The sequence below is a fragment of the Clostridium merdae genome (assembly GCF_900176635.1).
GTDB classification, from domain to species: domain Bacteria; phylum Bacillota; class Clostridia; order Oscillospirales; family Acutalibacteraceae; genus Faecalispora; species Faecalispora merdae.
On record NZ_FXLN01000003.1, the window covers coordinates 505,171 to 526,206 of the forward strand.

The window sequence follows — 21,036 nt, forward strand, 5'->3', positions numbered from 1 at the left end:
CACTTATCCCTGGAGAAATATTAATCAATATAAATCTTTTCTCTTTCCTTAAGTAATAGGCTTTTTTCTACTCCATTATACTTGGAGAAAAGGAGATGACACTTTGCAAGAAAAACAAATTGACGCACCGGAAGAACAAAAAGAATCCAATCTTTTTCTAAAAGTACTTGGGTATTCCGTGGTGCTGCTTGGTATTATAAAGGATTATATTTTCCCACAGGAGCTTGCTGCACACTGGTTTCACCTTTTGTTTGCCATTGCTTTTTTCTTAACCATGTGCGGCCTTGTGTATAGCATCGCTCAAAGGCTGCGTGAGCGGCGAGAAAAGGAAATTGAGCCCATACGCGAAATACGGCAAGAGCCATTGCCAAAGTTTGATTGGGATATTGCAGGTACTGCATTCTCTGCGGTTTTTTCTTTTATTCTAGCAGCAACATCCCTACTTAAGTTCTTACGATTAAGTTATTGATTATAAAAAGGCTGCCGCAATTTGCGACAGCCTTTCTTGATTGGAACCCACGCCCCTCTCGCGAGGGGCGACAGAGTATAGTTTGCGGTCACGCCGGTGGAAACAATTTCAATCCACGCCCCTCTCGCGAGGGGCGACGACGCTCTACCTCCATTACTAGTACACCATCCCAAATTTCAATCCACGCCCCTCGCATGAGGGGCGACTGCCAATTGAAGATATTTCAAGTGTTCCGGTTCAATTTCAATCCACGCCCCTCTCGCGAGGGGCGACGTAAGTGCTTGTGCGTCCAGCTCGTCCCAAATCATTTCAATCCACGCCCCTCTCGCGAGGGGCGACTTCCGCGTATTTTTTAGAGCCATCTACCTCGTTGTATTTCAATCCACGCCCCTCTCGCGAGGGGCGACCTGCTATCTGCATCAAACAGAGATATTATTTTTTATTTCAATCCACGCCCCTCTCGCGAGGGGCGACCGATGCTAAAAAAGCAACAGATACTCTCAAAAGCGATTTCAATCCACGCCCCTCTCGCGAGGGGCGACAGAGTATAGTTTGCGGTCACGCCGGTGGAAACAATTTCAATCCACGCCCCTCTCGCGAGGGGCGACTAAACTAAGCTCGTTTGGCAACGCAGAGTTTGAAATATTTCAATCCACGCCCCTCTCGCGAGGGGCGACTATTGGTATTTGTTGTTTACTTGGATAACTTTTTATTTCAATCCACGCCCCTCTCGCGAGGGGCGACATACTTGGAGACCAGCGCAGCGGCACAAACATTATTTCAATCCACGCCCCTCTCGCGAGGGGCGACGCAACACTCCATCTGCTGTATCAATTGTTAAAGACATTTCAATCCACGCCCCTCTCGCGAGGGGCGACTGCAAATACGATACCGACCATGTCATTGACGGTGTATTTCAATCCACGCCCCTCTCGCGAGGGGCGACACCGCTCCCTTATTGATGGATTTCTGCATTGCTTATTTCAATCCACGCCCCTCTCGCGAGGGGCGACTAAATACAGCGGCGCAAAAATCATTACGCCCATATTTCAATCCACGCCCCTCTCGCGAGGGGCGACTGTTCCAGAGATAATTGCCTAAATCTGCTAAATTAATTTCAATCCACGCCCCTCTCGCGAGGGGCGACTATAGCAAGTAATAAACTGCATGTAGAAAAAACTGATTTCAATCCACGCCCCTCTCGCGAGGGGCGACCCACAAATTAAAGCAAAGGCTATGCAGTGTAAAGCGATTTCAATCCACGCCCCTCTCGCGAGGGGCGACCGTGATGAACCCATTGCATGCAGCCAAGACACCAGATTTCAATCCACGCCCCTCTCGCGAGGGGCGACATTCGAGGTGCTCTGTTGCTTTCCCTCGATTGCATTTCAATCCACGCCCCTCTCGCGAGGGGCGACTGAAATGACACAACAAAACGTTGCGGACAAGCTAGATTTCAATCCACGCCCCTCTCGCGAGGGGCGACGTAGTAACTCTTTATGCTCTCGGCTTCTGACAACGATTTCAATCCACGCCCCTCTCGCGAGGGGCGACTGCAAAACAAACAATCCTAAGTTGTTCCTAAGAATTTTGCTTAGCTATTATATCCAATTATATTGCAACGGTGTGTAATTTACAAGCTTTCACTTGCATAATCAATGCAAATTATGTGTGCGAATCCCCCAGACTTTTTATGGTCGCTTAAGGTTCGCACAAGAAGTACACCCTTAACGGCTGTATATAGACACAATGTCCCTCAGAATGGAAGCGGCGGCGGCCGTAGTGCCCGAGGCCCCACCAATTAGCGTAAGGTCTCCCAGCGTATCCGACTCATATTTAACCGCTTTATTTTTGCCGTCTACACGGTAGAAGGGATGTTCTTCGCTTAACTTTTCGGGTGCCACCACCAATTGAAGCTCCTCCCCCTCTCGCTTCGCCCGGCCAATCAGCTTGTACCGTTTTCCCTCTGCCATCGCTATTTGAATGTCTTTTGGGGTGAGGTTCGCAATCCCCTGCATTTTAATATCGGCGAGTGTTTTATTTTCATTCATCACCACATTCGTCAGAATTAGCAGCTTAAAGGCGGTGTCCCAGCCGTCTACATCGAAGCTTGGGTTTGCCTCTGCTATTCCGCAGGCCTTTGCCTTTTCCAAGGCAGTTTCATAGGTACAGCCGGTTTCTTCCATCTCATTTAAAATATAGTTAGTCGTGCCGTTTAGCACACCCTCAATGGAGTAAACCGTAGACCCCGCCATATCAATGGTTCCTCCATTTACAGAGGGAAGCGCCCCGCCGCAGGTACAGCCGATGCCGAGCTTTACACCGTTCTCTCGCGCGGCCTGACTCAACTCCCGGTAGCCATGTACAATGGGGCCTTTATTCCCCGTTACCACATGGATTTTATTTTGCAGCGCTTTTAAAATGTAGCTTTTCGCTGGTTCTCCGGTTTCTTTATTCGTGCTTGTCAGCTCCACCAGTAAATCGATGTCCTTATTTTGCAGCAGAAGCTCTGGTGTGATATTCCGGTTCTCTTCCGTATCATCGATTTCTATGCTTTTGCCATCGTTTGAATCCGCCAGCAAGCGGGTACAATCCAACCCATTCGGGTTGTAAAGCCCCCGCTTTGAGCCCATGATGTATACCACGTCAAAAAAAAGACCCTGTTCCTGTAACACAGCTGCTTTCTCCACGAGCAGCTGAATAAAGGCCTTGCCAACACCGCCGTATCCTATTAACCCAATTCTCATCGTTTTTTCACACTCTCTGTTTATATAAATTAGTTAAAATGCCTATTCTTTATTATAGAAAAAACTGCTTTTTCGGTTTTGTCTTGTCACTGGGTTCCAGCGGCCACCAAAAAAGCAGTTTCAATCTTTACAGCTTTGCACTCTACATGCTTATTACGAAGCAGTTTGTGCTTTTACATATATGGATTAACGAATCACGCGCAAGCGAATGATTTCTTCCATTTGTCTCATTGGCTCCAGTGCGGCATCGTCCACGTCGCCGGTTACATCCAAAATCGTATAAGCATAATCGCCTCTCGATTTGCTCTGCATATCTTCAATATTAATGCCTGCGTTCGCCATCACGCCGGAGAAACGGCTGATGGTGTTACGCACATTGCGGTGGAACACGCAAATGCGAACCGCATGAGCACGAGGCATTGAAATGGAGGGCATGTTTACCGAATTGCGGATGTTGCCGTTCTCAAGGAAGTCTTTGAGCTCATCCACCGCCATACGAGCGCAGTTGTCTTCCGACTCGGGAGTAGAAGCGCCCAAGTGGGGGATTGCCAAAACATTTTCTACACCAATCAGCTCATCAGTCGGAAAATCGGTGGCATAAGCGGCAACTTTGCCAGACTTTAGTCCTTCCAGCACGGATGCTGTATCCACCAGTTCACCGCGTGCGAAGTTCAGAATGCGAACATCGTCCTTCATTTTCGCAATGGATTCTGCATTGACGAGGCCCTTGGTGTCTGGTGTAAGCGGAACGTGAACTGTCAGGTAGTCGCAATTTGCAAAAATTTCATCCAGAGTTCTGGCGTGGTGTACCCAGCGGGAAAGCCCCCAAGCTGCATCAACGGAAAGGTAAGGGTCATAGCCATATACTTCCATTCCGAGGCTTCGAGCGGCGTTAGCCACCAATATGCCGATTGCACCAAGGCCAATTACTCCAAGGCTCTTGCCCTTAATTTCGGGGCCGGCAAACTGGCTCTTTCCCTTTTCTACCAGCTTATTCACTTCACTGCCTTTGCCCTTGAGCGTTTTTGTCCACTCCAATGCAGCGGCAATTTTACGAGAGGTAAGAAACAGTGCTGCAATCGCCATCTCTTTTACGGCGTTGGCATTCGCACCGGGGGTATTAAACACCACGATTCCTTTTTCGCTGCATTTGTCTACCGGAATATTGTTCACGCCTGCACCCGCTCTGGCAACAGCCAGCAGCTCCTCAGGCAGCTCCATGTCGTGCATAGCGGCGGAGCGAACCAGAATACCCTGCGGGTTTTCTACGTTGCTACCGTACTCATAGTTTTGCCCAAGGCGGGAAAGCCCCTCTTCTGCAATATTATTTAAAGTTTTTACACGATACATTTTCATTAACCCTCTGTTCTTTCTTCATATTAATTTCATCCCTGCTTACCGGTGTTAATTGCCTCCCCTCCCAAAGGAAGAGGAGGCATACAATTACCGTTTTTCAGGAACAAGAAAGGGTTCAGGCATTGTTTTTCTCAAATTCCGCCATGAACTCCACAAGCTTTTCTACGCCCTCAATGGGCATCGCATTGTAAATGGAAGCACGCATGCCGCCAACGGAACGGTGGCCTTTCAGGTTTACAAAGCCTGCTGCCTCTGCTTCCTTTACAAATTTCTTATCCAACTCGTCGTCTCCGGTTACAAAGGGAACATTCATCAAAGAGCGATCCTCTTTGACTACTGTACCGCGGAACATTTTGGATTGGTCAAGGAAGCCATACAAAATGCCAGCTTTCTTCTCATTATGAGCTTTCATGCCCTCCAAAGAACCGAACTCACTCTTAATCCACTCCAGCACCAAGCCGCAAACATAAATCGAGTAGCAAGGCGGTGTGTTAAACAAAGAGTCATTATCCGCATGAATCTTATAATTGAACATGGTGGGAGTAAACTCCTTGGCATGACCAATCAAATCTTCCCGAACAATTACCATCGTAAGGCCAGCAGGGGCAACATTCTTTTGTGCGCCAGCTAACAGCAGGCCAAATTTTGAAACATCGATCGGCTCACTGAGGATGCAGGAAGAAATATCTGCAACCAGGGGTACGTTACCGGTATCCGGCAGCTCGGTATAGCGAGTACCATAAATGGTATTGTTCATGCAAATGTAAAAATAGTCTGCATCCGGCGTAAAGGTTTTGGGGTCAAGCTTCGGAATATAGCTGTAGGTTTTGTCTTTGGAAGAAGCCACAATGTGTGCCTCACCATAGCGGGATGCCTCTTCCTGTGCCTTTGCGGCCCATTGACCGGTAACCACAAAATCTGCCTTACCGCTGTTAACCATCAGGTTAAGGGGAACCATTGCAAACTGCGACCAGCCGCCGCCCTGCAAAAACAAAACTTTATAGTTCTCGGGAATGTTCATCAGCTCGCGAAGATTACTTTCCGCGGACTCGATAATTCCTTCAAAGATTTTAGATCGATGGGACATCTCCATAACAGACTGGCCGCTGCCCTGATAATCTAACATTTCATCTGCCGCACGGCGCAAAACCGCTTCCGGCAGGACGGAAGGACCCGCAGAAAAGTTATAAACGCGTTTCATAAATGAACCTCCAATTGGTTTATATAATAGTCTTTTTATTATAGACCTTTCCAAAAATCAAGTCAATTGTTTCAAACTAAAATCAGATGCCATATTGCCCGTATTTTACAGTAAAATTAAGGCTTTTTCTGGCACAAGTACCCGTTAATTATTTCTTCTATACCTGCTAAACTTTTCATTTTTTGCTTTGTTTGGTATACTTTAAATCATATTATAGAATTTGCTATTCCTCTAGAGAAATATGCAGGATTTTTTATTGCAGAATTCATTGAGCGTTTTCGCATACTATTGAGCTACCTTGTAAAACCACCTGTGAAAAGGAGAGATTATTATAAAAAGGCTTATATTGCTCTTTCCTGCTATCGGGCTTCTTTGGTTCCTTTGGCCTGTAAGTGTTGGCATTTGGAACATTGGGAATATTCTAGGAACTGCTCTTTGTATCTTCTTTTTATTATGGGGATTACTTTCACCATTGCTAAAGCACAAGGCCGAAATTACAGGGCACTTAAAAACATATCGTACCGGTACACGAATTCTTACCGTGCTGCTTGTTTCCGGGTTTTTATGGGCGGGCATTTTAACTGCACAAATGTATACTGCCGCGAACCGTAATCCCCCAAGCAACACCACGGCAATTGTGCTTGGCAGCCAAGTTCGCGGAGATGAGCCAAGCCTTGATTTATGGGCGAGAATTGGCGCGGCTGAGAAATACCTCAAAGAAAATCCCCAAGCCATTTGCATTGCAAGCGGTGGTAAAGGAAAGGGAGAGAACCGCAGTGAAGCCGTTGTAATACGGGAAAAGCTGATGGAACAGGGTATCTCTGCCGAACGCATTTTATTAGAGAGCCGCTCCAAATCTACGGAAGAAAACCTGCGCTATTCCGCAGAGCTACTAAAAGAACACGGTCTTTCTCCCCATGTTGCCATTGTTACCGACGAATACCACCAGCTTCGCGCCTCTTGGCTGGCGGAGCAAAAAGGCCTCACTCCCTATGCGGTAAGCGCCAAAAGCCCCCGAATCATTCTTTCAGCTATGTATACACGGGAGCTGCTCGCACTAACGGCAACATTGGTACTAGGCGAAAAATAGTTGGCACAATGGCAAAGAAGTTTTCGTAATTCAGTCGCTTTTTCAGAACACTTGCGTGGTTTACGGGTTCCTCCAAATCATGTATAATAAGGAAATAGAGACAAGCTTCTTGCCCCGCCATTGGTGGGGCAAGAACTGAATAACCGTATTTACATCAGTGGGAAATAAAAATCACAAGGAGGCGGAGTATGGCGGAACAGCTTCTCATCCGGGGTGCCCGGATTTTAAGCCCTGCAAACGGTATCGACCAAATCGGCGACCTTTTGGTGCAGGATGGTATTATCGCTAAAATTGGCGATAACCTTACGGAACCAAACGCCAGCATTATTGAGGCGCAAGGGTTGGTTGCCGCACCGGGACTGGTGGATATGCACGTTCACCTGCGTGACCCAGGCTTTACACAGAAAGAGGACATTCTCAGCGGGTGCCGCGCGGCTGCCGCAGGCGGCGTTACAAGCCTTTTGGCCATGCCGAACACCAACCCGGTAACCGACACGCCTGAGGTCGCGAAAGACATCCTCTCCCGTGCAGAACAAGCTGACGCACGCGTTTATGTAACAGCGGCTATCACCACGGGGCTGAGAAGTGAAGCTCTCACAGATTTGCCGGCACTCAAAGCGGCAGGAGTTACCGCTATTTCGGATGATGGTCGCCCGGTAACCGACACGCGCCTGATGGCCGAGGGAATGAAGCAGGCAGCACTACTTGGCATGCGAGTGGTTTCTCACTGCGAAGATTTATTCCTTGCTGCCGGAGGGTTGATGAACGAGGGGAATATCAGCCGCCAGCTTGGTGTGCCGGGTATCCCCGCCGCCGCCGAGGAATGCGGTACGGCGCGTGACATTGCTTTGGCGGAATCCTACGGAGTACCCATCCATATTTGCCATGTAAGCACGGCGGTTGCCGCCGCGATGATACGAGACGCAAAAAAACGCGGCGTACAGGTAACGGCAGAAACTGCCCCGCATTACTTCTCACTCACGGAAGAAGCACTGCTAACCCGAAGCGGCGATTTCCGCATGAATCCTCCGCTGCGCACGGAACAAGATTTGCATGCGATTCGTAAGGCACTGTGCGACGGTACCATCGATGCCATTGCAACCGACCACGCACCGCATACTCCGCAGGAGAAAGCGGACTTTCTCACTGCACCCAACGGTTCGATTGGTATGGAGACCTCTCTTGCCGTAGGAATCACCTACTTGGTTCAAACAGACCGCCTTACGCTTTCACAGCTGATTGAAAAAATGTCCGTAATACCGGCAAGGATTCTTGGAATCCCCGGCGGCATTTTACAGCAAGGCGCACCAGCAGATATCGTCCTATTTAACGAGACTGAACGCTTTACAGTAGACCCCAACACTCTGCACGGAAAAAGCCGCAACACGCCCTTTGCGGGAATGGAGCTTTCGGGCAAGGTAAAATATACCATTTGCCGTGGCAAAGTGGTGTATCAGGAGGCTTAACCCTCAAGCAGTAAACGAAACACCCCAAAGTCTTTCCGTTTTGAACGGCGATTCGTTGAAAGGCTAGAGAACGAATGCCGAGCCAATATAAACCGCTTATTACATTGGAGGAGGAGCCTTATGTCACTGGACACGCTGATTGAAAAGATTATTCAAAAGCAGAATCCCACCGTTGCGGGATTAGACCCCAAGCTGGAGTATATCCCTCATTTTATTCGAGAAGAATCCTATGCAAAATACGGCAAAACTTTGGAGGGCGCAGCCGATGCCGTGCTGCGCTTTAACTGCGCCCTCATTGATGAGCTGGCGCCGATTGTGCCTGCGATTAAGCCCCAATGTGCCTACTATGAAGCACTGGGCTGGCAGGGAATGCGCGCACTGGCTCAAACCATGGAATACGCTCGTGAGCGTGGCCTGTTTGTAATTACCGACGGAAAGCGCAACGACATTGGCACCACCATGCAGGCCTACGCAGACGCGCACCTTGGTAAAACAGAGGTAGATGGCGAAATGCTCACCCCCTTTGCCGGCGATGCGCTTACGGTAAACGCATACCTTGGCTCTGATGGAATTAAGCCCCTTTTGGGCATTTGCAAGCAAGAGGACAAAGGCATATTCGTATTGGTCAAAACCTCGAATCCCTCCTCTGGGGAATTGCAGGACCAGCTGCTGAAGAATGGCAAGCCGGTTTATTACCAGATGGGTGCAATGTGTGAGCAATGGGGCGAACTGCTGCCCGGCGCCTATGTATACTCCGGCGTAGGCGCAGTGGTTGGTGCAACCTACCCCGATCAGCTGCGTGAGCTGCGTATTGAGTTCCCCCACACCTTCTTTCTTGTGCCGGGCTACGGCGCACAGGGTGGCGGTGCAGACGATGTTGCCCCCGCGTTTGATGCCTCCGGTCTTGGCGCAGTGATAAACGCATCGCGCAGTATTCTGTGCGCTTGGCAAAAAGAAAATGCACCCGAGCAGGACTTTGCAAAAGCTGCCGCTCGTGAAGCGATTCGCATGCGCGACGCCATTACAGAGCGGATAGGGAGGATTGGTTAATACCTATGAAATACGATACCATGCAATGTGAAATTATCTATAAAAAACAGCCCGTACCCGGTGTTCACGACTGGATTGTGGATGCCGAGGATTTTGCCCGCGCGGCAAAGCCCGGGCAGTTTGTTCACGTGCTTGTTCCGGGTAAAACCCTGCGCCGCCCCATCTCTATTTGCGACATTGATGCAGAGAACGGAACCCTGCGCCTTGTTTTCCAAGAACGCGGTGAAGGTACGGAGCTGCTTGGCCAGAAGCACCTTGGCGATTTTATAGACCTTCTCGCCCCTCTTGGCACCGGTTTTACGCTTGGCGATACCAACCGCAGCGCTTTATTTGTGGGTGGCGGCATCGGCGTACCCCCTCTGCTTGCAGCGGCAAAGGAGTTTGGCAGCAACGCAACCGTGATTCTCGGCTTTCGAAATAAAGACAGCGTGATTTTAGCACGCGACTTTGCTTTGGCGGGCTGCCGGGTATTCATTGCAACCGACGACGGCAGCATGGGCTTTCACGGAACGGTAGCAGACTGCGCCCGCCAATATGCAGAGGAAACCGATGTTCTCTTTGCTTGTGGGCCAAAGCCGATGCTAAAAGCATTGAACGAGCTGGTGCAGGAGAAAAAGATACCTGCACAATTCTCTTTGGAAGAGCGGATGGCTTGCGGCGTGGGTGCCTGTCTTGGCTGTGCCTGTAAGATTAAGCGGGACGGCAAAGAGATGTATGGCCACGTGTGTAAGGACGGCCCGGTGTTCGACAGCCGGAGCATCGTGTGGGAGGAATAACGCATGGCAGATTTAAAGGTGACCATTGCCGGAGTTACATTTGAAAACCCGCTGATTGCGGCCTCTGGCACGTTTGGCTTCGGCCATGAATACCAAGAGTTTTTTCCACTCTCTACCCTTGGCGGTATTTCCTGCAAGGGAATCACGCTCAAAGAGCGAGCAGGTAACCCACCGGCTCGTATTGCAGAAACCCCCAGCGGGATGCTCAATGCCGTAGGGCTGCAAAACCCGGGAGTTCAGGCTTTCCTCGAGAAGGATTTGCCTTGGCTTTCCCAACAGGGCACACGCATTATTGCAAATATAGCCGGTAATACACCCGCCGAATACTGCGAAATGGCAGAGAGACTCTCCGACTCCGCCGTAGACATGATTGAGCTGAATATCTCGTGTCCGAACGTAAAAGAGGGTGGCGTGCACTTTGGCACCTCTTGCGCGGGCGTAGAAGAAATCACAGCGCAGGTGCGGCGTTATTGCAGAAAGCCGCTAATGGTGAAGCTTTCCCCCAATGTGGCGGATATTGGTGACATCGCGGCCGCTGCGGAAAGCGCCGGTGCAGATGCCATTTCCCTCATTAACACCTTAACCGGAATGCGGATCGATATTAAAAGCCGCCGCCCCATTCTGCACAACAATACAGGCGGGCTTTCCGGCCCGGCAGTGTTTCCGGTAGCGGTACGCATGGTTTGGCAGGCTGCCTCGCGCGTTCAAATTCCCGTGGTGGGTATGGGCGGCATCACCAGCTGGCAGGACGCCGTTGAAATGCTGTTGGCTGGCGCGAGTGCCCTGCAAATCGGCACGGTATTTTTTAGCGACCCCAAAGCGCCCCTGCATATTTTAAAGGGGCTGAACGAATATATGGAGCAAAACGGAATTTCTTCCGTTACCGAACTTACCGGTGGTGTAAAGCCCTGGTAACGACAATGAAAAGGAGCAGCGAATGACCAGAGTAATCTTAATCCGCCATTGTGAGGCGGAAGGAAACGTAAAACAGATTTTTCAGGGGCACACGGATGCTCCTATCACCGAAAACGGCCGTCGCCAGCTTGAACTGCTGGCTCTGCGCCTGCGCAACACACCCATTGATGTACTGTATTCCAGTCCGTTGGTACGCGCGTACCAAACTGCGGAAGCCGTAAACCAGTACCACAACCTGCCTATTTTACAGAATCCGGGCTTAATTGAGCTAAACGGCGGAGAATGGGAAGGGGTACCATGGATGGAGCTGCCAGAGAAATTCCCGGACATGGAGAAAATCTGGTGGAAAACACCTTACGAGTTCTCCCCCAAAGAGGGCGAAAGCATGCGAGAAATTTACGACCGTATCTGGAACACTGTGATAGAGCTAGTAAAAGAAAACCCGGGCAAAACCATTGCGGTCACCAGCCACGGCTGTGCCATCCGTAACTTCCTTTGCCGTGCACAGGGCTGGCCGATTGAACAACTGAACGACATGGACTGGAGCGATAATACCGCCGTAAGCATTATCGACTATGATGACGCACTACGTTCCACCATTGTTCTAAAGAACGATTCATCTCATTTACAGGGAGAAGCCTCCGTGATTAACCCGCGTGATTGGACGCGCAAAAAGTAACTACCCATCAGCGATTTTGTTACCGATTCATTGCGTAGCACTCTCCCAATGAGTCGATAAATCTGTACGTTTTAGCATATTAAGAAACGGAGGGCATGCCATGAAAATATTAGCAGTAGATTTAGGCAAGGCACGCACTGGCCTGGCTATATGCGACGAAGGCGAACGATTGGCCAGCCCGCTCACAGTGGTGCAGGAGCACAGCCAAGAACGGCTGTGCCTCGCCATTATAGAAGCCGCAAAGCAAAACGGAGCAAAGCTCTTGGTGATTGGCCTGCCCCGCAATATGGACGGCAGCGAAGGCGAAAGCGCGCAGAATGCCCGAGCAATTGGTGCAAAGCTTGAGCAGGAAAGCGGCATTCCGGTTGCATTCTGTGACGAGCGAGGCACCACAATTACGGCACACAATTACCTTAACGCAACCGACACGCGCGGCAAACGCCGCAAAGCGGTGGTGGACGCCGTAGCCGCAACCATTATATTAGAAAATTATTTAATGCTTCGCAAAAACCAAGCCAAATAAATCGTTTAAACAAAAAGAAAGACATCCAAAGGAACTTCGTTCTTTTGGATGTCTTTCTTTTTGCCATGTATTTTACGAAAGGTCTGGTTCCACCAAATAAGGGGTAAGCTGCTGCAATAGCTCCGGCCCTACCCTTGCTATAATTTTCAGCCCATTTTCCGTGTATTCTTCTTCCTGCAAAACGCCATCCTTGCGAACGCGAGCAGCTAATCCACTTTCTGAGAAAGGAAGTAATGCCTCAACCAGTACCGTGCGAACCGGCAGATTCCGCTCAATAGTATCAAGCAGTTGGTCAATTCCCGCTCCGGTAAAAGCACTAATACGAACCGCATTCCCAATCATGGGAACTGTGCCAAGCTCGGGAACTAAATCACATTTATTCAGTACCGGAATCATGGGGCGGTCCTTGCACCCCAAATCAGATAATAGAGTTCGAGTTACCTCAAGGTGTGTTTGCGCTTCTGGGCTTGATGCATCACATACATTCAAAATTAAATCCGCCAACGCTGCTTGTTCCAGTGTAGAACGGAACGCGTTAATTAAGTGGTGGGGCAGTCTGCGAACAAAACCAACGGTATCTATCAGCATTACGGTCACACCACTTGGCAACTTTAAAGCACGGGCGGTGGGGTCAAGCGTTGCAAACAATTGATCCTTTGCCAAAACGCCCGCCTGCGTTAGGTAATTCATGAGCGTGCTTTTACCAGCATTGGTGTAGCCGACCAGTGCAACCGTAATAACGCCATCCTTTTGGCGGCGGCGGTTAATCTGCTCGCGATGCTTCTCCACCTCATCGAGCTGTTCCTTTAGATTCTCAATCTTACGCCGAATGTGCCGGCGGTCTGTCTCCAGCTTGGTTTCACCAGGGCCGCGCGTACCAATACCGCCGCCTAAGCGAGACATCGCAATGCCCTTGCCGCTCAGCCGTGGCAGCAAATAGCGAAGCTGTGCAAGCTCAACCTGAAGCTTACCCTCCTTCGATTTTGCCCGAGCCGCAAATATATCTAAAATTAACATGGTGCGGTCAATCACTCGCACATTTGTTAGCGCTTCCAGGTTGCGGATTTGAGTAGGCGAAAGCTCACTGTCAAAAATAAGCAAATCCATTTCATTGTGCTTACAGTGTTCGGCAATATCATCTGCCATACCGGAGCCAACGCAGGTAGCCTTATCCGGCGATGGGCGCTTTTGCACCATGGAGCCAACCGGGTCTGCACCTGCGCTCCGCGTTAGCTCGTACAGCTCCGCCATTGAAGCCTGTACATCATAATCGCCAGTATCTACCGCCACCAAAAGCGCCCGCTCCGGGTGAATCTCATTTTCAAACAGTTCCATAAAAACTCCTATCCACAACCCGGAACTTAGACCACATCCGGGAACAATTTGTACCTTATCATAGTATAAAAATTACAGTTCGTCAATTGCCTTTAACGTACCGCTATATAAATATACTGCCCGTACAGCTTGTTCAGATTCATCTGAGCACCGCCCGCTTCCGGTGCGTTTTTACTCTGCTTTACGGTAACCTTTTTCCCGCTCATTGCAAGCCCGGCGGTACTGCCCCACTGCGTGGCTACGCCAGAGTTCACCACCGTATAACTGCTGGAGAAATTCGACTCCGTGATCGCCTTATCCTTTGCAAAAAGCAGGAAAAGCTTTGGCTCAAAATCGAGTGAGATGGAAGCTTCCTCCGTACCGGTACCCGTTCGGCTACCCACCACCACGCCTTCATTTAGCTTTTGGCGGTCTACGGTGGTTAAATGCTGCACTACATCCGCAAAATGCTCGCTAAGGATTGTGTCTAAAATTGTATTATCCTGCACAAAATCTTCGCGCCTTGGTTTATCGCTCTCTACCCAGCTATTTAGCCCCAGCTTGGGCGTTTTATTCGTAGATGGCACCCTGTTTCCCCTCCAGTTCCTTCCATTATTCCAGTTCTCGAATCTGCGCCCAGGTATAACCGGGATTTTCTAACTCCTGAAATGATTTTTCTGTATTATTTAGATAAGACCAAGTAACTTTTCCAAAATCAAATAGAATCTCTAAATGCGCAGGCAGAAGCTGCAAGGCCGCCTGCTTTAATCGGTACCGCGTAACCGATTGGTCAAGCACTTCACGGCAAAGCACATACAGCTTTTGTTCTTCCGGCACCTCAAAAAGCTCCGCACGAATACCGATACTAAGCAAAGCCTGCTCGAGACTTTGCTTAGTATTGTCATTTACGGTTACCGCCCCACGGTACAAAAGCATGCTGCGCCGGAGCCCCATCGGCAAATCGGCTCGTTCTGAACCAAAAGAAAGCTCTCGCATCGCAAGCCCTATACTCTGTGCGGTTGGAACAAACGCTTCCTGCGTTAGCTCCTCCAGAGCCTGATATGCTAAATCGAGCCCTGCTGCCGCAGCGGCAAGCTCCGCTTCCACACGACTGTTGCCGTCAAACCGGTAAAGCCGCAGCGGCTGTAATTTATGTTTCAGCGAATCCATTGCCCTCATTTATACCACGCTCCCCATTTGCTGAACATAAACGGGGTCCGGCACAGCGAGCTGTGAAATCTCCATCTTTTTGTCCTTGGTTAAGGTTTCGTCAAAACGGTAATTTCGAATCAGTCCAGTATCCATTAACCTCTTACCGATTTGAGCTAGTATGACCGATTCTCCAACCGAAAGCTGTTCAAAATAAGCTTCGATTTCTTGTATTGCCTGCGCAGTTGCGGCCGCAAGTGTACAGCCCGGTGCGGGGTCAATGTATAACGAGATCGGAAACGCTGCTAATTGCGCCGGCAAAACTGTCACGTTTACATTTATTTCACGCAAGTGATTCAGCTCTGCCTGTATATAAGTAAGAAGCTCTGTGGAGGGCGCGGCTCCCCGACCGGCAGCATAAATGGCAACCGTACCTGCGCCCTGCGCTCGGGGTACAACATTGGCAGATTGTATCCCGTCATACTGCACCACAAAGCTGCGGTAAAATTCCGCATTTGTTCCATTCGGCAATACCTCATAACTTTTTTGCAGGCGCTTGCGAAGCTCATCGTCACTTTCTTCATTGGTTCCACCGGTAAAAGCATTTGCGTTTTGAACGCTTTCTATGCCCGCCGGTGGGGTCAACAACAGCGTTACCGTATTCGCTGCTGTATTTGTGGCTCTGCCACCCTGCTGTGAAACGGCTGGCGCTTGTACTGTGCGGGAACCCGCCGTAAGTGTCACTGCTTTGGTTGTTTCAAAACGGAGACCACTTTCGCCAGAGACAGAGCATACCGTTCCTTCTGGAATCAAAACATCGTACGGCAATGTACTTGTGCGACCGAAAACCAGCGTGCCAGATGACGACACCGCGCTTTTACGGGTGATTCCGCGCTGAGCGGCGTGCATCTCTAGATACTCCCCCTGTGCCGTTTGGGGGAATATCTGCTTTTTTAGCCACTCTATTCCGCATAGCAGGGAATAAACCTCACCTGCTATTACCTTGATTCGAATTCCTAAATCAGAAGCATCGTCTGCCGAAAACCCCGCTAACCCCTCAAAGCTGATCTGCATTCTTTTTAATACGGAATCGTAGCTCTCCATTCTACCCCTCCTCGCCCGTTAGTTCCATTGTAATTGTTCCTATACCAAAGGAGGTAGAAAGCTCGATTGTCAGCCGTGCGCGGCGTGCACCAAGCGGCGTACACAGAACCTGCTCCACCGAAATCCCCGGTAGAGGTGCAAGAGCCTCTTCCACTAATTCACGCGCTCTGGCGTTCAAGTCGGGACCTGACAATACCAGCGTGTGCAATTTACTACCGAGAGCCGGGTCATAAGAAAAGCTTCCCCGCGGCACGGTAAGGCGAATGGTTGCTCTTTGCAACAGCTCTTCCTTCCCGCTGACCGAACGGGGCAGACCATTCTCACCAACCTCAAAATCTCCCTGTTCTAGCTTTGTATCCATTACGATTCCTCCACTTTGGCAAAGATCTGCCCATTTATAATAACGTCCCCACTGTTTTTCAGGCAGATACGTGCTCCCCCGGCAGAATACAATAGCAGTTCACCGGGCTCCAGCTCGCTGCTTTCCACAATGGTACCGGCACAAACGGATTGCTGCCCGCTACCAAGGATAACCGCCTTGGCACCCGCTGGTGGAAGATAGGCAATCCCCCAAGGTGCAGCAAGAGCAAGCTCACGGTACTCACTTTCTCCCTGTACTGCCACTTGAGCATTTTGCCCTCCTGTCACTTTACCAGAAAACACCTCGCCCGTCGTTTGGGATTCCACCATTTTTTCGGTAAGCCACATGCTATTCCCTCCTTACTCAGCCCGACTGCCGCAAGGTAACGCTGCAAACCATTCCCGCGGCATCCAATGAATACTTCACGCTCCACACCGTTAGGCTCTCCACGTGCCCAAAATAACGGTCGTTTATCTCTGCATTTCTCCCCGGCTGTATATTCAGCCACCCCGGTAATACCCAAGTGTATTCCAGTGACTTTCGCCTTGCATTATCAAGCACGTGTCTCCCGTCTGCTGTTTGAGATGTCCCCATACAGCGGCGCCGCCGAATACCATCGCGCAGGGCCTGTTCCTCTTTATAAGAAACCGTAAACCTACCATTTTGAGGGTTACGGGTGAGAACCTCACTGATTCTCTCATGCTCACGACGCGTTCTTGTTCGTGAAAGGCAGCCTTGCCCCAGCCCCAAATCGCCAAAAACAATAGGGGCTTCTTCCTCAATCTTTCCTATGGTAAATACATCGCCGTCCTGCATTGTGGGAACTGCATTCCAAGCCCGACGACAAAAACTTTCAAGTACCTGCCATTCACTCATTCCTTTTGTGACTGTGAAATCACCGATTTTCACAGCTCCATAGGGAACTTGGTACTGTGTAAACCCATAGGGGGCGGCATGGCGTGAAAACACCGTGGAGAACGGAGGGGAGTAATACATTTGCGGCACCGCTTCATTATCGAGTAGCAATGCGGCCATACTGCGCACCTCCACCCCTACAAAATCCCCTTTGGTGGAATGCCGCTCCTGCTGTACATCCAGCAGGCCATAAAAGATGATTTTTTCTCCATCCAAAACACGAAGACGATACAAGGGCGGCAGGTTACTCCATGAAAACTCCCCAACCAACTCGTCTGCCGGAGCACCCGCTCCCTTGGTTATATGAACGGAAAGCGGATTACCGAGTGAATACACTTTACCTGTTGCAGTAATTCCCTCAAACGTCACGGAATCACCAGCCTTTCCCCTTCTTGCAGGTAGTTTGGCCAGCGAATTTGAGGATTTTTCTCCAGAATCTGGTCAACTGTCACCGAGTATGCAGTGGCAATCCTCCACAAATCATCGCCCTCTGCACATTTATAGAGCTGTCCGGAGAGAAGATTTTCTTCCGCCTCGGCAATGCCGTCTTCCCAAAACACAAAGCGGTACCTTACCAAATCCGGTTCCGGGTTTCCAATCATTTCAAGTGATAGAAACCGAGCGTAAAATGGAGGAACATTTGGCAGGGTAAGCACAGAACGCTCGGTTTTCTCGAGCTGGGTATATAGCTTTTGAAACTGCGCGATACAGTTTGCACCGTAAAACTCACCCTCGCCCTCTACCACACGCTTTTGTACCCCATAATCCTGCAAAATGCTCCCGGCAAATGGTGCATGAAGCTCTTTTACCGCTCTGCGGCAAGTTACCGTTAGCTTTTCGGGGTTATGCGGCCAAACATACTCCCCATATTTCATTGGTTGCAACTTCATACCTGCTCACCCTCCAAAATTGGGTGCGGGTAACGGCGGTAATCGCGCTCCAACGCGCGGCTGATGCGCTCCGCTTCTTCTCTTTCCTGCACTGCGGTAGTATCAACTGCCGCGCTCAAATTCTGATTCATACCGCATCTTCCTCTCTTCGTCTTTTTCGGGCAGTGATGATTGCATGCTCCGCTAAGAAGCCATCCCCAGCTTCTGCCTGCTCGGTAAGCTCCAGCCACTCACACCCGTTGTACACAGTTCGTATGCCATCCTGCACAGTAACCAGCCTAAAATCGGTTAACTCCCATAGGGACGACCGATTTGTGCTACCGTTTGGAACGCTAAGCTGCGAAAGCTCTAGCCGATAAGAGGGCTCACGCTCCAGAAAGGCGACCGGCTCACCCTCACCAAAAGCGTATATCGGCTTGCGTTCTTTCACACACACGCATTTCACCGAGTTTGCAGCCGCTATTTTATTCCCATTCAGCTCAATCGAAACACTTTGGCGCTTGGGTAATAACAGCTCCATGTTAGCCCCTGCTTTCCTTACAATAAGCGGTCATACCTACCTCCGCATTCATCCGAAATGCTTCTGTTGTATCCGAATATTCCACCTTACCGCATGAAATGGTCTGCAAACACAACCCATTATCCCCAAACAGCAGTGCATCGCTAATGCGTGAGAATGCGTCCACACACGCATTGGCACCCATTTCCCGTGAAGCAGAAATCCAAAGGCTCACCGTAAGCTCAGCACGGCGCAGAGATTCATCCAGTGAAGCGGGAACAAAACGTACCGGCAGAATTTTAAGATAAGCGCTTACCCCCTCTGTTCTCCCCTTCCGCGTTTCCCATGCCCTTGAAAAACGAATATCTCGAAGGGTCTCCTTTTCCGTTAACTGGTGAAGCAGCTCCTGTTCCAACAAATCAAAATCCGCCATCTGTTTCCTCCCCCGGCAATTCCTTTAAAACCGCCCATAGATATAAAATTTGGTTTCCCACCTCAAAGCATTGTGCACGAATGACCTGGTAGCTTTTTTCGGAGCAGCTTAAAACCACTCCGCTCATTTGGTCTAACCGGCATTCCGGTGGACCAATGTAAGAAAAATGAGAATTATCAAAGTACCCCTCCGGCATCCAAACATCCTTCGGGGTAACCTTGTTTTTGTAATTCATCGCCTGAATGAGCGCATGCACTGTTTGTGTCTCAGCATTATCTGCGGTCACCGTTACATTACTACCATACTGCCGGAGCATTCGGCGAAGAAAGACAGACCGCCTCATGACTGCACCTGCTTAAAATAAAATTCAGTATCGCAGAGGTAAGGGGAGACCGCCCGCCGAGCCTCCTGCCACAGCCTGCGAGCTGCCTCCATTCCAGCAAGGCTTTTGGTTACACGTACCTCACCTGCTGAAACTTCACTTTCTACCCCACTGCTTTGCGCCACCGTATAGCGGTAAAAAGCCAGTGCACCAGCAGCTGCATTCAGCAAAGCCCCCGCACTTTCTTCCTCCCTAAGCACCTGTGCGCTCAGCTCCTGCATGGCCTCCTCACATAGCCCAAGCCACACCTGCGCCTCTTGCGGGGAAAGCCCCGAAAGGCAAAGAAAACGTTCTTGTATTGCTGGCAAATTCATCGGCTTTCCCTCCTTTCTTATTCTCCGGTATAGCTCACAGCTCTACTTGCGCCAGCAAATATTTTCGCAAACCCGGCAATCACACTAATCGAAGCACGCTCTAGCTGGCGGTCTATCAGTTTGTCCGAATCTGTTAGCACTTCACCGGCCTGTACCATCTCCAAGGCGCAGTTTTTATCAATACCAATCATGCGGTTACCGGAAAGTGACGGTACATGCAGAAGCTTTGCACCCAGTGGGGTGGCCAGCTTACCGGTACCCTGAAAATCCAACCCCGCTTTGGAATCCTGAAACTCCTTTAAGTTCAAAATATCTTCCACTGCTGGGGTCGATGCCAAAATGGTATTTAGCTCATAGGGCTGCAACGCACTCCACAAACCAATCACATTTTTATATGCCAACGCACCACTTACCTGCGTGACCGGTGCAGGGTTTGCATTACCGTCCCCATCAAGCAGAACATCGACAGCGTCCTCTAATTGAGCACGGGCAATATAGGCACCAATTTGCCGCAGAGTGACGGTAAACAAATCCAGCTTTTGAAAACGCAGTGCTTCATAGGAAGCAACCAACATGCGGCCGCGCTTGTGCAGGCGCACAAGATTCTCCTGTGTTTTCACTACTGTTTGAGGGATTTGTGCACCCTCGGCGACCGGCAAAAGTTCTTTTTCACGCGGTAATGGGTCCGATGTAATTGTGCGGTAATCCATCGAATTGATTTTAGTGACCGTCGCAACGATGGACGGCAGCAGGTCTGCCCGCTCCATCCCTTGGCGAACCGCACGAGATACATATTCGGGGAACAAAGCCGCGCTGTCACTGGTTTGGAAGAACTTTTCAACCGTATCAGAGCCGGCTCCTCCCACACGAATATCAAAGCGCTTTAGCTGACGCTGGTAAGCGTCCAGCCCGGCAAAGGGAGTTCCCTCATAATGAGTAGAGGGGTCGAGCTCCTCCAAGTTTTGGGTAAACGTTTTACCTGTACCGTACATTCCTTTTTCTAATTTTAGAGTATCGTAAAAAGCCATTTTATCTTCTCCCTTTCTGCTTACAGAATAATTCCGCATACGGCTGTCGCGGTATCTACATCCACTACCAAAAGCGATCTTCCGGTAGAATCCACTTTCACTTTTCCAGCCCCATCTCCGCTAAACGCTTGGTAACCCACTGCGGGCGCCGTACCGGAGTAGGGCACTTTCACATAGCCAGCTAGCTGAACAGCGGCAAATTCGCCGCGAACATTTCCTGCAATGCCGCAAAATAGCTTGCCCGCCGCACAGGGGGCAACCTTTCCGTTAACGCTCATCATCACCGGCATACCGGCTACAGTTCCTTGTGCCGCCTCAAAGGTAACCATCTTTTCTCCAAATCCATTTAGTTCTACTTTCATTTTGAATCCTCCC

General features: G+C 50.0%; 26 protein-coding genes and 1 CRISPR repeat array. Of the genes, 8 read left to right on the forward strand and 18 right to left on the reverse strand.

The annotated features are described in order from the left end of the window. Positions 1-103 precede the first annotated feature (103 nt). On the forward strand, positions 104-469 hold the full coding sequence (locus CAN90_RS04170) for a hypothetical protein (RefSeq protein WP_085832575.1): 366 nt from the start codon (positions 104-106) through the stop codon (positions 467-469). 39 nt (positions 470-508) lie between these two features. Next, a CRISPR array of direct repeats spans positions 509-2,023; the repeat unit is 33 nt; unit sequence ATTTCAATCCACGCCCCTCTCGCGAGGGGCGAC. A gap of 173 nt (positions 2,024-2,196) precedes the next feature. Here CAN90_RS04170 and CAN90_RS04175 read toward each other — a convergent pair. From CAN90_RS04175 to serC, 3 genes are all read right to left on the reverse strand, one after another. Further along, positions 2,197-3,216: a homoserine dehydrogenase gene (locus CAN90_RS04175; protein WP_085832576.1), complete on the reverse strand. Its 1,020-nt coding sequence runs from the start codon at positions 3,214-3,216 to the stop codon at positions 2,197-2,199. A gap of 186 nt (positions 3,217-3,402) precedes the next feature. Then, positions 3,403-4,566 (reverse strand): 3-phosphoglycerate dehydrogenase family protein, encoded by a 1,164-nt coding sequence (locus CAN90_RS04180; protein WP_085832824.1) that lies wholly within the window; start codon positions 4,564-4,566, stop codon positions 3,403-3,405. Positions 4,567-4,687: 121 nt separating this feature from the next. Further along, positions 4,688-5,773 (reverse strand): 3-phosphoserine/phosphohydroxythreonine transaminase, encoded by a 1,086-nt coding sequence (serC, locus tag CAN90_RS04185; RefSeq protein WP_085832577.1) that lies wholly within the window; start codon positions 5,771-5,773, stop codon positions 4,688-4,690. A gap of 472 nt (positions 5,774-6,245) precedes the next feature. Between serC and CAN90_RS04190 the strand changes: the two genes are divergently transcribed. The 7 genes from CAN90_RS04190 to ruvX all read left to right on the forward strand — a co-directional run bounded on the left by CAN90_RS04190 (position 6,246) and on the right by ruvX (position 12,272). After that, positions 6,246-6,863, forward strand: coding sequence for a YdcF family protein (locus CAN90_RS04190; protein ID WP_242953569.1), 618 nt, complete (start codon positions 6,246-6,248; stop codon positions 6,861-6,863). A 188-nt stretch (positions 6,864-7,051) separates the two neighbouring features. Then, positions 7,052-8,329, forward strand: a complete 1,278-nt coding sequence (locus CAN90_RS04195; RefSeq protein ID WP_085832579.1) for a dihydroorotase — start codon at positions 7,052-7,054, stop codon at positions 8,327-8,329. 120 nt (positions 8,330-8,449) lie between these two features. Next, the gene (gene pyrF / locus CAN90_RS04200; protein WP_085832580.1) at positions 8,450-9,379 is read left to right on the forward strand and encodes an orotidine-5'-phosphate decarboxylase; all 930 of its coding nucleotides are present in this window, start codon (positions 8,450-8,452) and stop codon (positions 9,377-9,379) included. 5 nt (positions 9,380-9,384) lie between these two features. After that, entirely contained in the window at positions 9,385-10,155 is a 771-nt protein-coding gene (locus CAN90_RS04205; RefSeq protein ID WP_085832581.1) for a dihydroorotate dehydrogenase electron transfer subunit, read from the forward strand. A gap of 3 nt (positions 10,156-10,158) precedes the next feature. Continuing rightward, complete coding sequence (locus tag CAN90_RS04210) at positions 10,159-11,070, forward strand: dihydroorotate dehydrogenase (RefSeq protein ID WP_085832582.1); 912 nt, start codon at positions 10,159-10,161, stop codon at positions 11,068-11,070. Between the two features lie 22 nt (positions 11,071-11,092). Then, positions 11,093-11,749 carry a histidine phosphatase family protein gene (locus tag CAN90_RS04215; protein ID WP_085832583.1) on the forward strand — a complete coding sequence of 219 codons (657 nt, stop codon included), beginning with the start codon at positions 11,093-11,095 and terminating at the stop codon, positions 11,747-11,749. A 100-nt stretch (positions 11,750-11,849) separates the two neighbouring features. Then, the gene (ruvX, locus tag CAN90_RS04220) at positions 11,850-12,272 is read left to right on the forward strand and encodes a Holliday junction resolvase RuvX (RefSeq protein ID WP_085832584.1); all 423 of its coding nucleotides are present in this window, start codon (positions 11,850-11,852) and stop codon (positions 12,270-12,272) included. Between the two features lie 72 nt (positions 12,273-12,344). Here ruvX and hflX read toward each other — a convergent pair whose 3' ends face one another. From hflX to CAN90_RS04290, 15 genes are all read right to left on the reverse strand, one after another. Continuing rightward, on the reverse strand, positions 12,345-13,607 hold the full coding sequence (hflX, locus tag CAN90_RS04225; protein WP_085832585.1) for a GTPase HflX: 1,263 nt from the start codon (positions 13,605-13,607) through the stop codon (positions 12,345-12,347). Positions 13,608-13,699: 92 nt separating this feature from the next. Next, positions 13,700-14,173, reverse strand: coding sequence for a hypothetical protein (locus CAN90_RS04230; RefSeq protein ID WP_085832586.1), 474 nt, complete (start codon positions 14,171-14,173; stop codon positions 13,700-13,702). 25 nt (positions 14,174-14,198) lie between these two features. Next, complete coding sequence (locus tag CAN90_RS04235; RefSeq protein WP_187138295.1) at positions 14,199-14,765, reverse strand: hypothetical protein; 567 nt, start codon at positions 14,763-14,765, stop codon at positions 14,199-14,201. Then, positions 14,766-15,839 (reverse strand): baseplate J/gp47 family protein, encoded by a 1,074-nt coding sequence (locus CAN90_RS04240; RefSeq protein WP_085832587.1) that lies wholly within the window; start codon positions 15,837-15,839, stop codon positions 14,766-14,768. Position 15,840: 1 nt separating this feature from the next. Next, complete coding sequence (locus tag CAN90_RS04245; protein WP_085832588.1) at positions 15,841-16,200, reverse strand: GPW/gp25 family protein; 360 nt, start codon at positions 16,198-16,200, stop codon at positions 15,841-15,843. Next, the gene (locus tag CAN90_RS04250; protein WP_085832589.1) at positions 16,200-16,547 is read right to left on the reverse strand and encodes a phage baseplate assembly protein; all 348 of its coding nucleotides are present in this window, start codon (positions 16,545-16,547) and stop codon (positions 16,200-16,202) included. The genes CAN90_RS04245 and CAN90_RS04250 overlap by 1 nt, the downstream gene beginning before the upstream one ends. A gap of 16 nt (positions 16,548-16,563) precedes the next feature. Next, positions 16,564-17,484 (reverse strand): hypothetical protein, encoded by a 921-nt coding sequence (locus CAN90_RS04255; protein WP_085832590.1) that lies wholly within the window; start codon positions 17,482-17,484, stop codon positions 16,564-16,566. Continuing rightward, positions 17,481-18,005, reverse strand: a complete 525-nt coding sequence (locus CAN90_RS04260; RefSeq protein WP_085832591.1) for a LysM peptidoglycan-binding domain-containing protein — start codon at positions 18,003-18,005, stop codon at positions 17,481-17,483. Before CAN90_RS04260 ends, CAN90_RS04255 begins: the two co-directional genes overlap by 4 nt. Next, entirely contained in the window at positions 18,002-18,136 is a 135-nt protein-coding gene (locus tag CAN90_RS13870; protein WP_278335034.1) for a hypothetical protein, read from the reverse strand. The genes CAN90_RS04260 and CAN90_RS13870 overlap by 4 nt, the downstream gene beginning before the upstream one ends. Then, positions 18,133-18,525 carry a hypothetical protein gene (locus CAN90_RS04265; RefSeq protein WP_085832592.1) on the reverse strand — a complete coding sequence of 131 codons (393 nt, stop codon included), beginning with the start codon at positions 18,523-18,525 and terminating at the stop codon, positions 18,133-18,135. The genes CAN90_RS13870 and CAN90_RS04265 overlap by 4 nt, the downstream gene beginning before the upstream one ends. A 1-nt stretch (position 18,526) precedes the next feature. Continuing rightward, the gene (locus tag CAN90_RS04270) at positions 18,527-18,937 is read right to left on the reverse strand and encodes a hypothetical protein (RefSeq protein WP_085832593.1); all 411 of its coding nucleotides are present in this window, start codon (positions 18,935-18,937) and stop codon (positions 18,527-18,529) included. After that, the gene (locus CAN90_RS04275) at positions 18,924-19,280 is read right to left on the reverse strand and encodes a hypothetical protein (protein ID WP_085832594.1); all 357 of its coding nucleotides are present in this window, start codon (positions 19,278-19,280) and stop codon (positions 18,924-18,926) included. Before CAN90_RS04275 ends, CAN90_RS04270 begins: the two co-directional genes overlap by 14 nt. Then, positions 19,277-19,633: a hypothetical protein gene (locus CAN90_RS04280; protein WP_085832595.1), complete on the reverse strand. Its 357-nt coding sequence runs from the start codon at positions 19,631-19,633 to the stop codon at positions 19,277-19,279. Before CAN90_RS04280 ends, CAN90_RS04275 begins: the two co-directional genes overlap by 4 nt. A 17-nt stretch (positions 19,634-19,650) precedes the next feature. Continuing rightward, on the reverse strand, positions 19,651-20,661 hold the full coding sequence (locus tag CAN90_RS04285; protein ID WP_085832596.1) for a phage major capsid protein: 1,011 nt from the start codon (positions 20,659-20,661) through the stop codon (positions 19,651-19,653). 20 nt (positions 20,662-20,681) lie between these two features. Next, a complete protein-coding gene (locus tag CAN90_RS04290) occupies positions 20,682-21,023 on the reverse strand; it encodes a hypothetical protein (protein WP_085832597.1) in 342 nt (113 codons plus the stop codon). Positions 21,024-21,036 lie beyond the last annotated feature (13 nt).

Coding starts and splice junctions, on each gene's coding strand:
- CAN90_RS04265 (WP_085832592.1), bottom strand. CDS start 18,525: ATGGAGCTGTTATTACCCAAGCGCCAAAGTGTTTCGATTGAGCTGAAT.
- CAN90_RS04250 (WP_085832589.1), bottom strand. CDS start 16,547: ATGTGGCTTACCGAAAAAATGGTGGAATCCCAAACGACGGGCGAGGTG.
- CAN90_RS04285 (WP_085832596.1), bottom strand. CDS start 20,661: ATGGCTTTTTACGATACTCTAAAATTAGAAAAAGGAATGTACGGTACA.
- CAN90_RS04235 (WP_187138295.1), bottom strand. CDS start 14,765: ATGAGGGCAATGGATTCGCTGAAACATAAATTACAGCCGCTGCGGCTT.
- pyrF (WP_085832580.1), top strand. CDS start 8,450: ATGTCACTGGACACGCTGATTGAAAAGATTATTCAAAAGCAGAATCCC.
- CAN90_RS04260 (WP_085832591.1), bottom strand. CDS start 18,005: ATGAAGTTGCAACCAATGAAATATGGGGAGTATGTTTGGCCGCATAAC.
- CAN90_RS04175 (WP_085832576.1), bottom strand. CDS start 3,216: ATGAGAATTGGGTTAATAGGATACGGCGGTGTTGGCAAGGCCTTTATT.
- CAN90_RS04210 (WP_085832582.1), top strand. CDS start 10,159: ATGGCAGATTTAAAGGTGACCATTGCCGGAGTTACATTTGAAAACCCG.
- hflX (WP_085832585.1), bottom strand. CDS start 13,607: ATGGAACTGTTTGAAAATGAGATTCACCCGGAGCGGGCGCTTTTGGTG.
- CAN90_RS04215 (WP_085832583.1), top strand. CDS start 11,093: ATGACCAGAGTAATCTTAATCCGCCATTGTGAGGCGGAAGGAAACGTA.
- CAN90_RS04270 (WP_085832593.1), bottom strand. CDS start 18,937: ATGGCGGATTTTGATTTGTTGGAACAGGAGCTGCTTCACCAGTTAACG.
- serC (WP_085832577.1), bottom strand. CDS start 5,773: ATGAAACGCGTTTATAACTTTTCTGCGGGTCCTTCCGTCCTGCCGGAA.
- CAN90_RS13870 (WP_278335034.1), bottom strand. CDS start 18,136: ATGAATCAGAATTTGAGCGCGGCAGTTGATACTACCGCAGTGCAGGAA.
- ruvX (WP_085832584.1), top strand. CDS start 11,850: ATGAAAATATTAGCAGTAGATTTAGGCAAGGCACGCACTGGCCTGGCT.
- CAN90_RS04290 (WP_085832597.1), bottom strand. CDS start 21,023: ATGAAAGTAGAACTAAATGGATTTGGAGAAAAGATGGTTACCTTTGAG.
- CAN90_RS04280 (WP_085832595.1), bottom strand. CDS start 19,633: ATGAATTTGCCAGCAATACAAGAACGTTTTCTTTGCCTTTCGGGGCTT.
- CAN90_RS04205 (WP_085832581.1), top strand. CDS start 9,385: ATGAAATACGATACCATGCAATGTGAAATTATCTATAAAAAACAGCCC.
- CAN90_RS04195 (WP_085832579.1), top strand. CDS start 7,052: ATGGCGGAACAGCTTCTCATCCGGGGTGCCCGGATTTTAAGCCCTGCA.
- CAN90_RS04240 (WP_085832587.1), bottom strand. CDS start 15,839: ATGGAGAGCTACGATTCCGTATTAAAAAGAATGCAGATCAGCTTTGAG.
- CAN90_RS04245 (WP_085832588.1), bottom strand. CDS start 16,200: ATGGATACAAAGCTAGAACAGGGAGATTTTGAGGTTGGTGAGAATGGT.
- CAN90_RS04180 (WP_085832824.1), bottom strand. CDS start 4,566: ATGTATCGTGTAAAAACTTTAAATAATATTGCAGAAGAGGGGCTTTCC.
- CAN90_RS04275 (WP_085832594.1), bottom strand. CDS start 19,280: ATGAGGCGGTCTGTCTTTCTTCGCCGAATGCTCCGGCAGTATGGTAGT.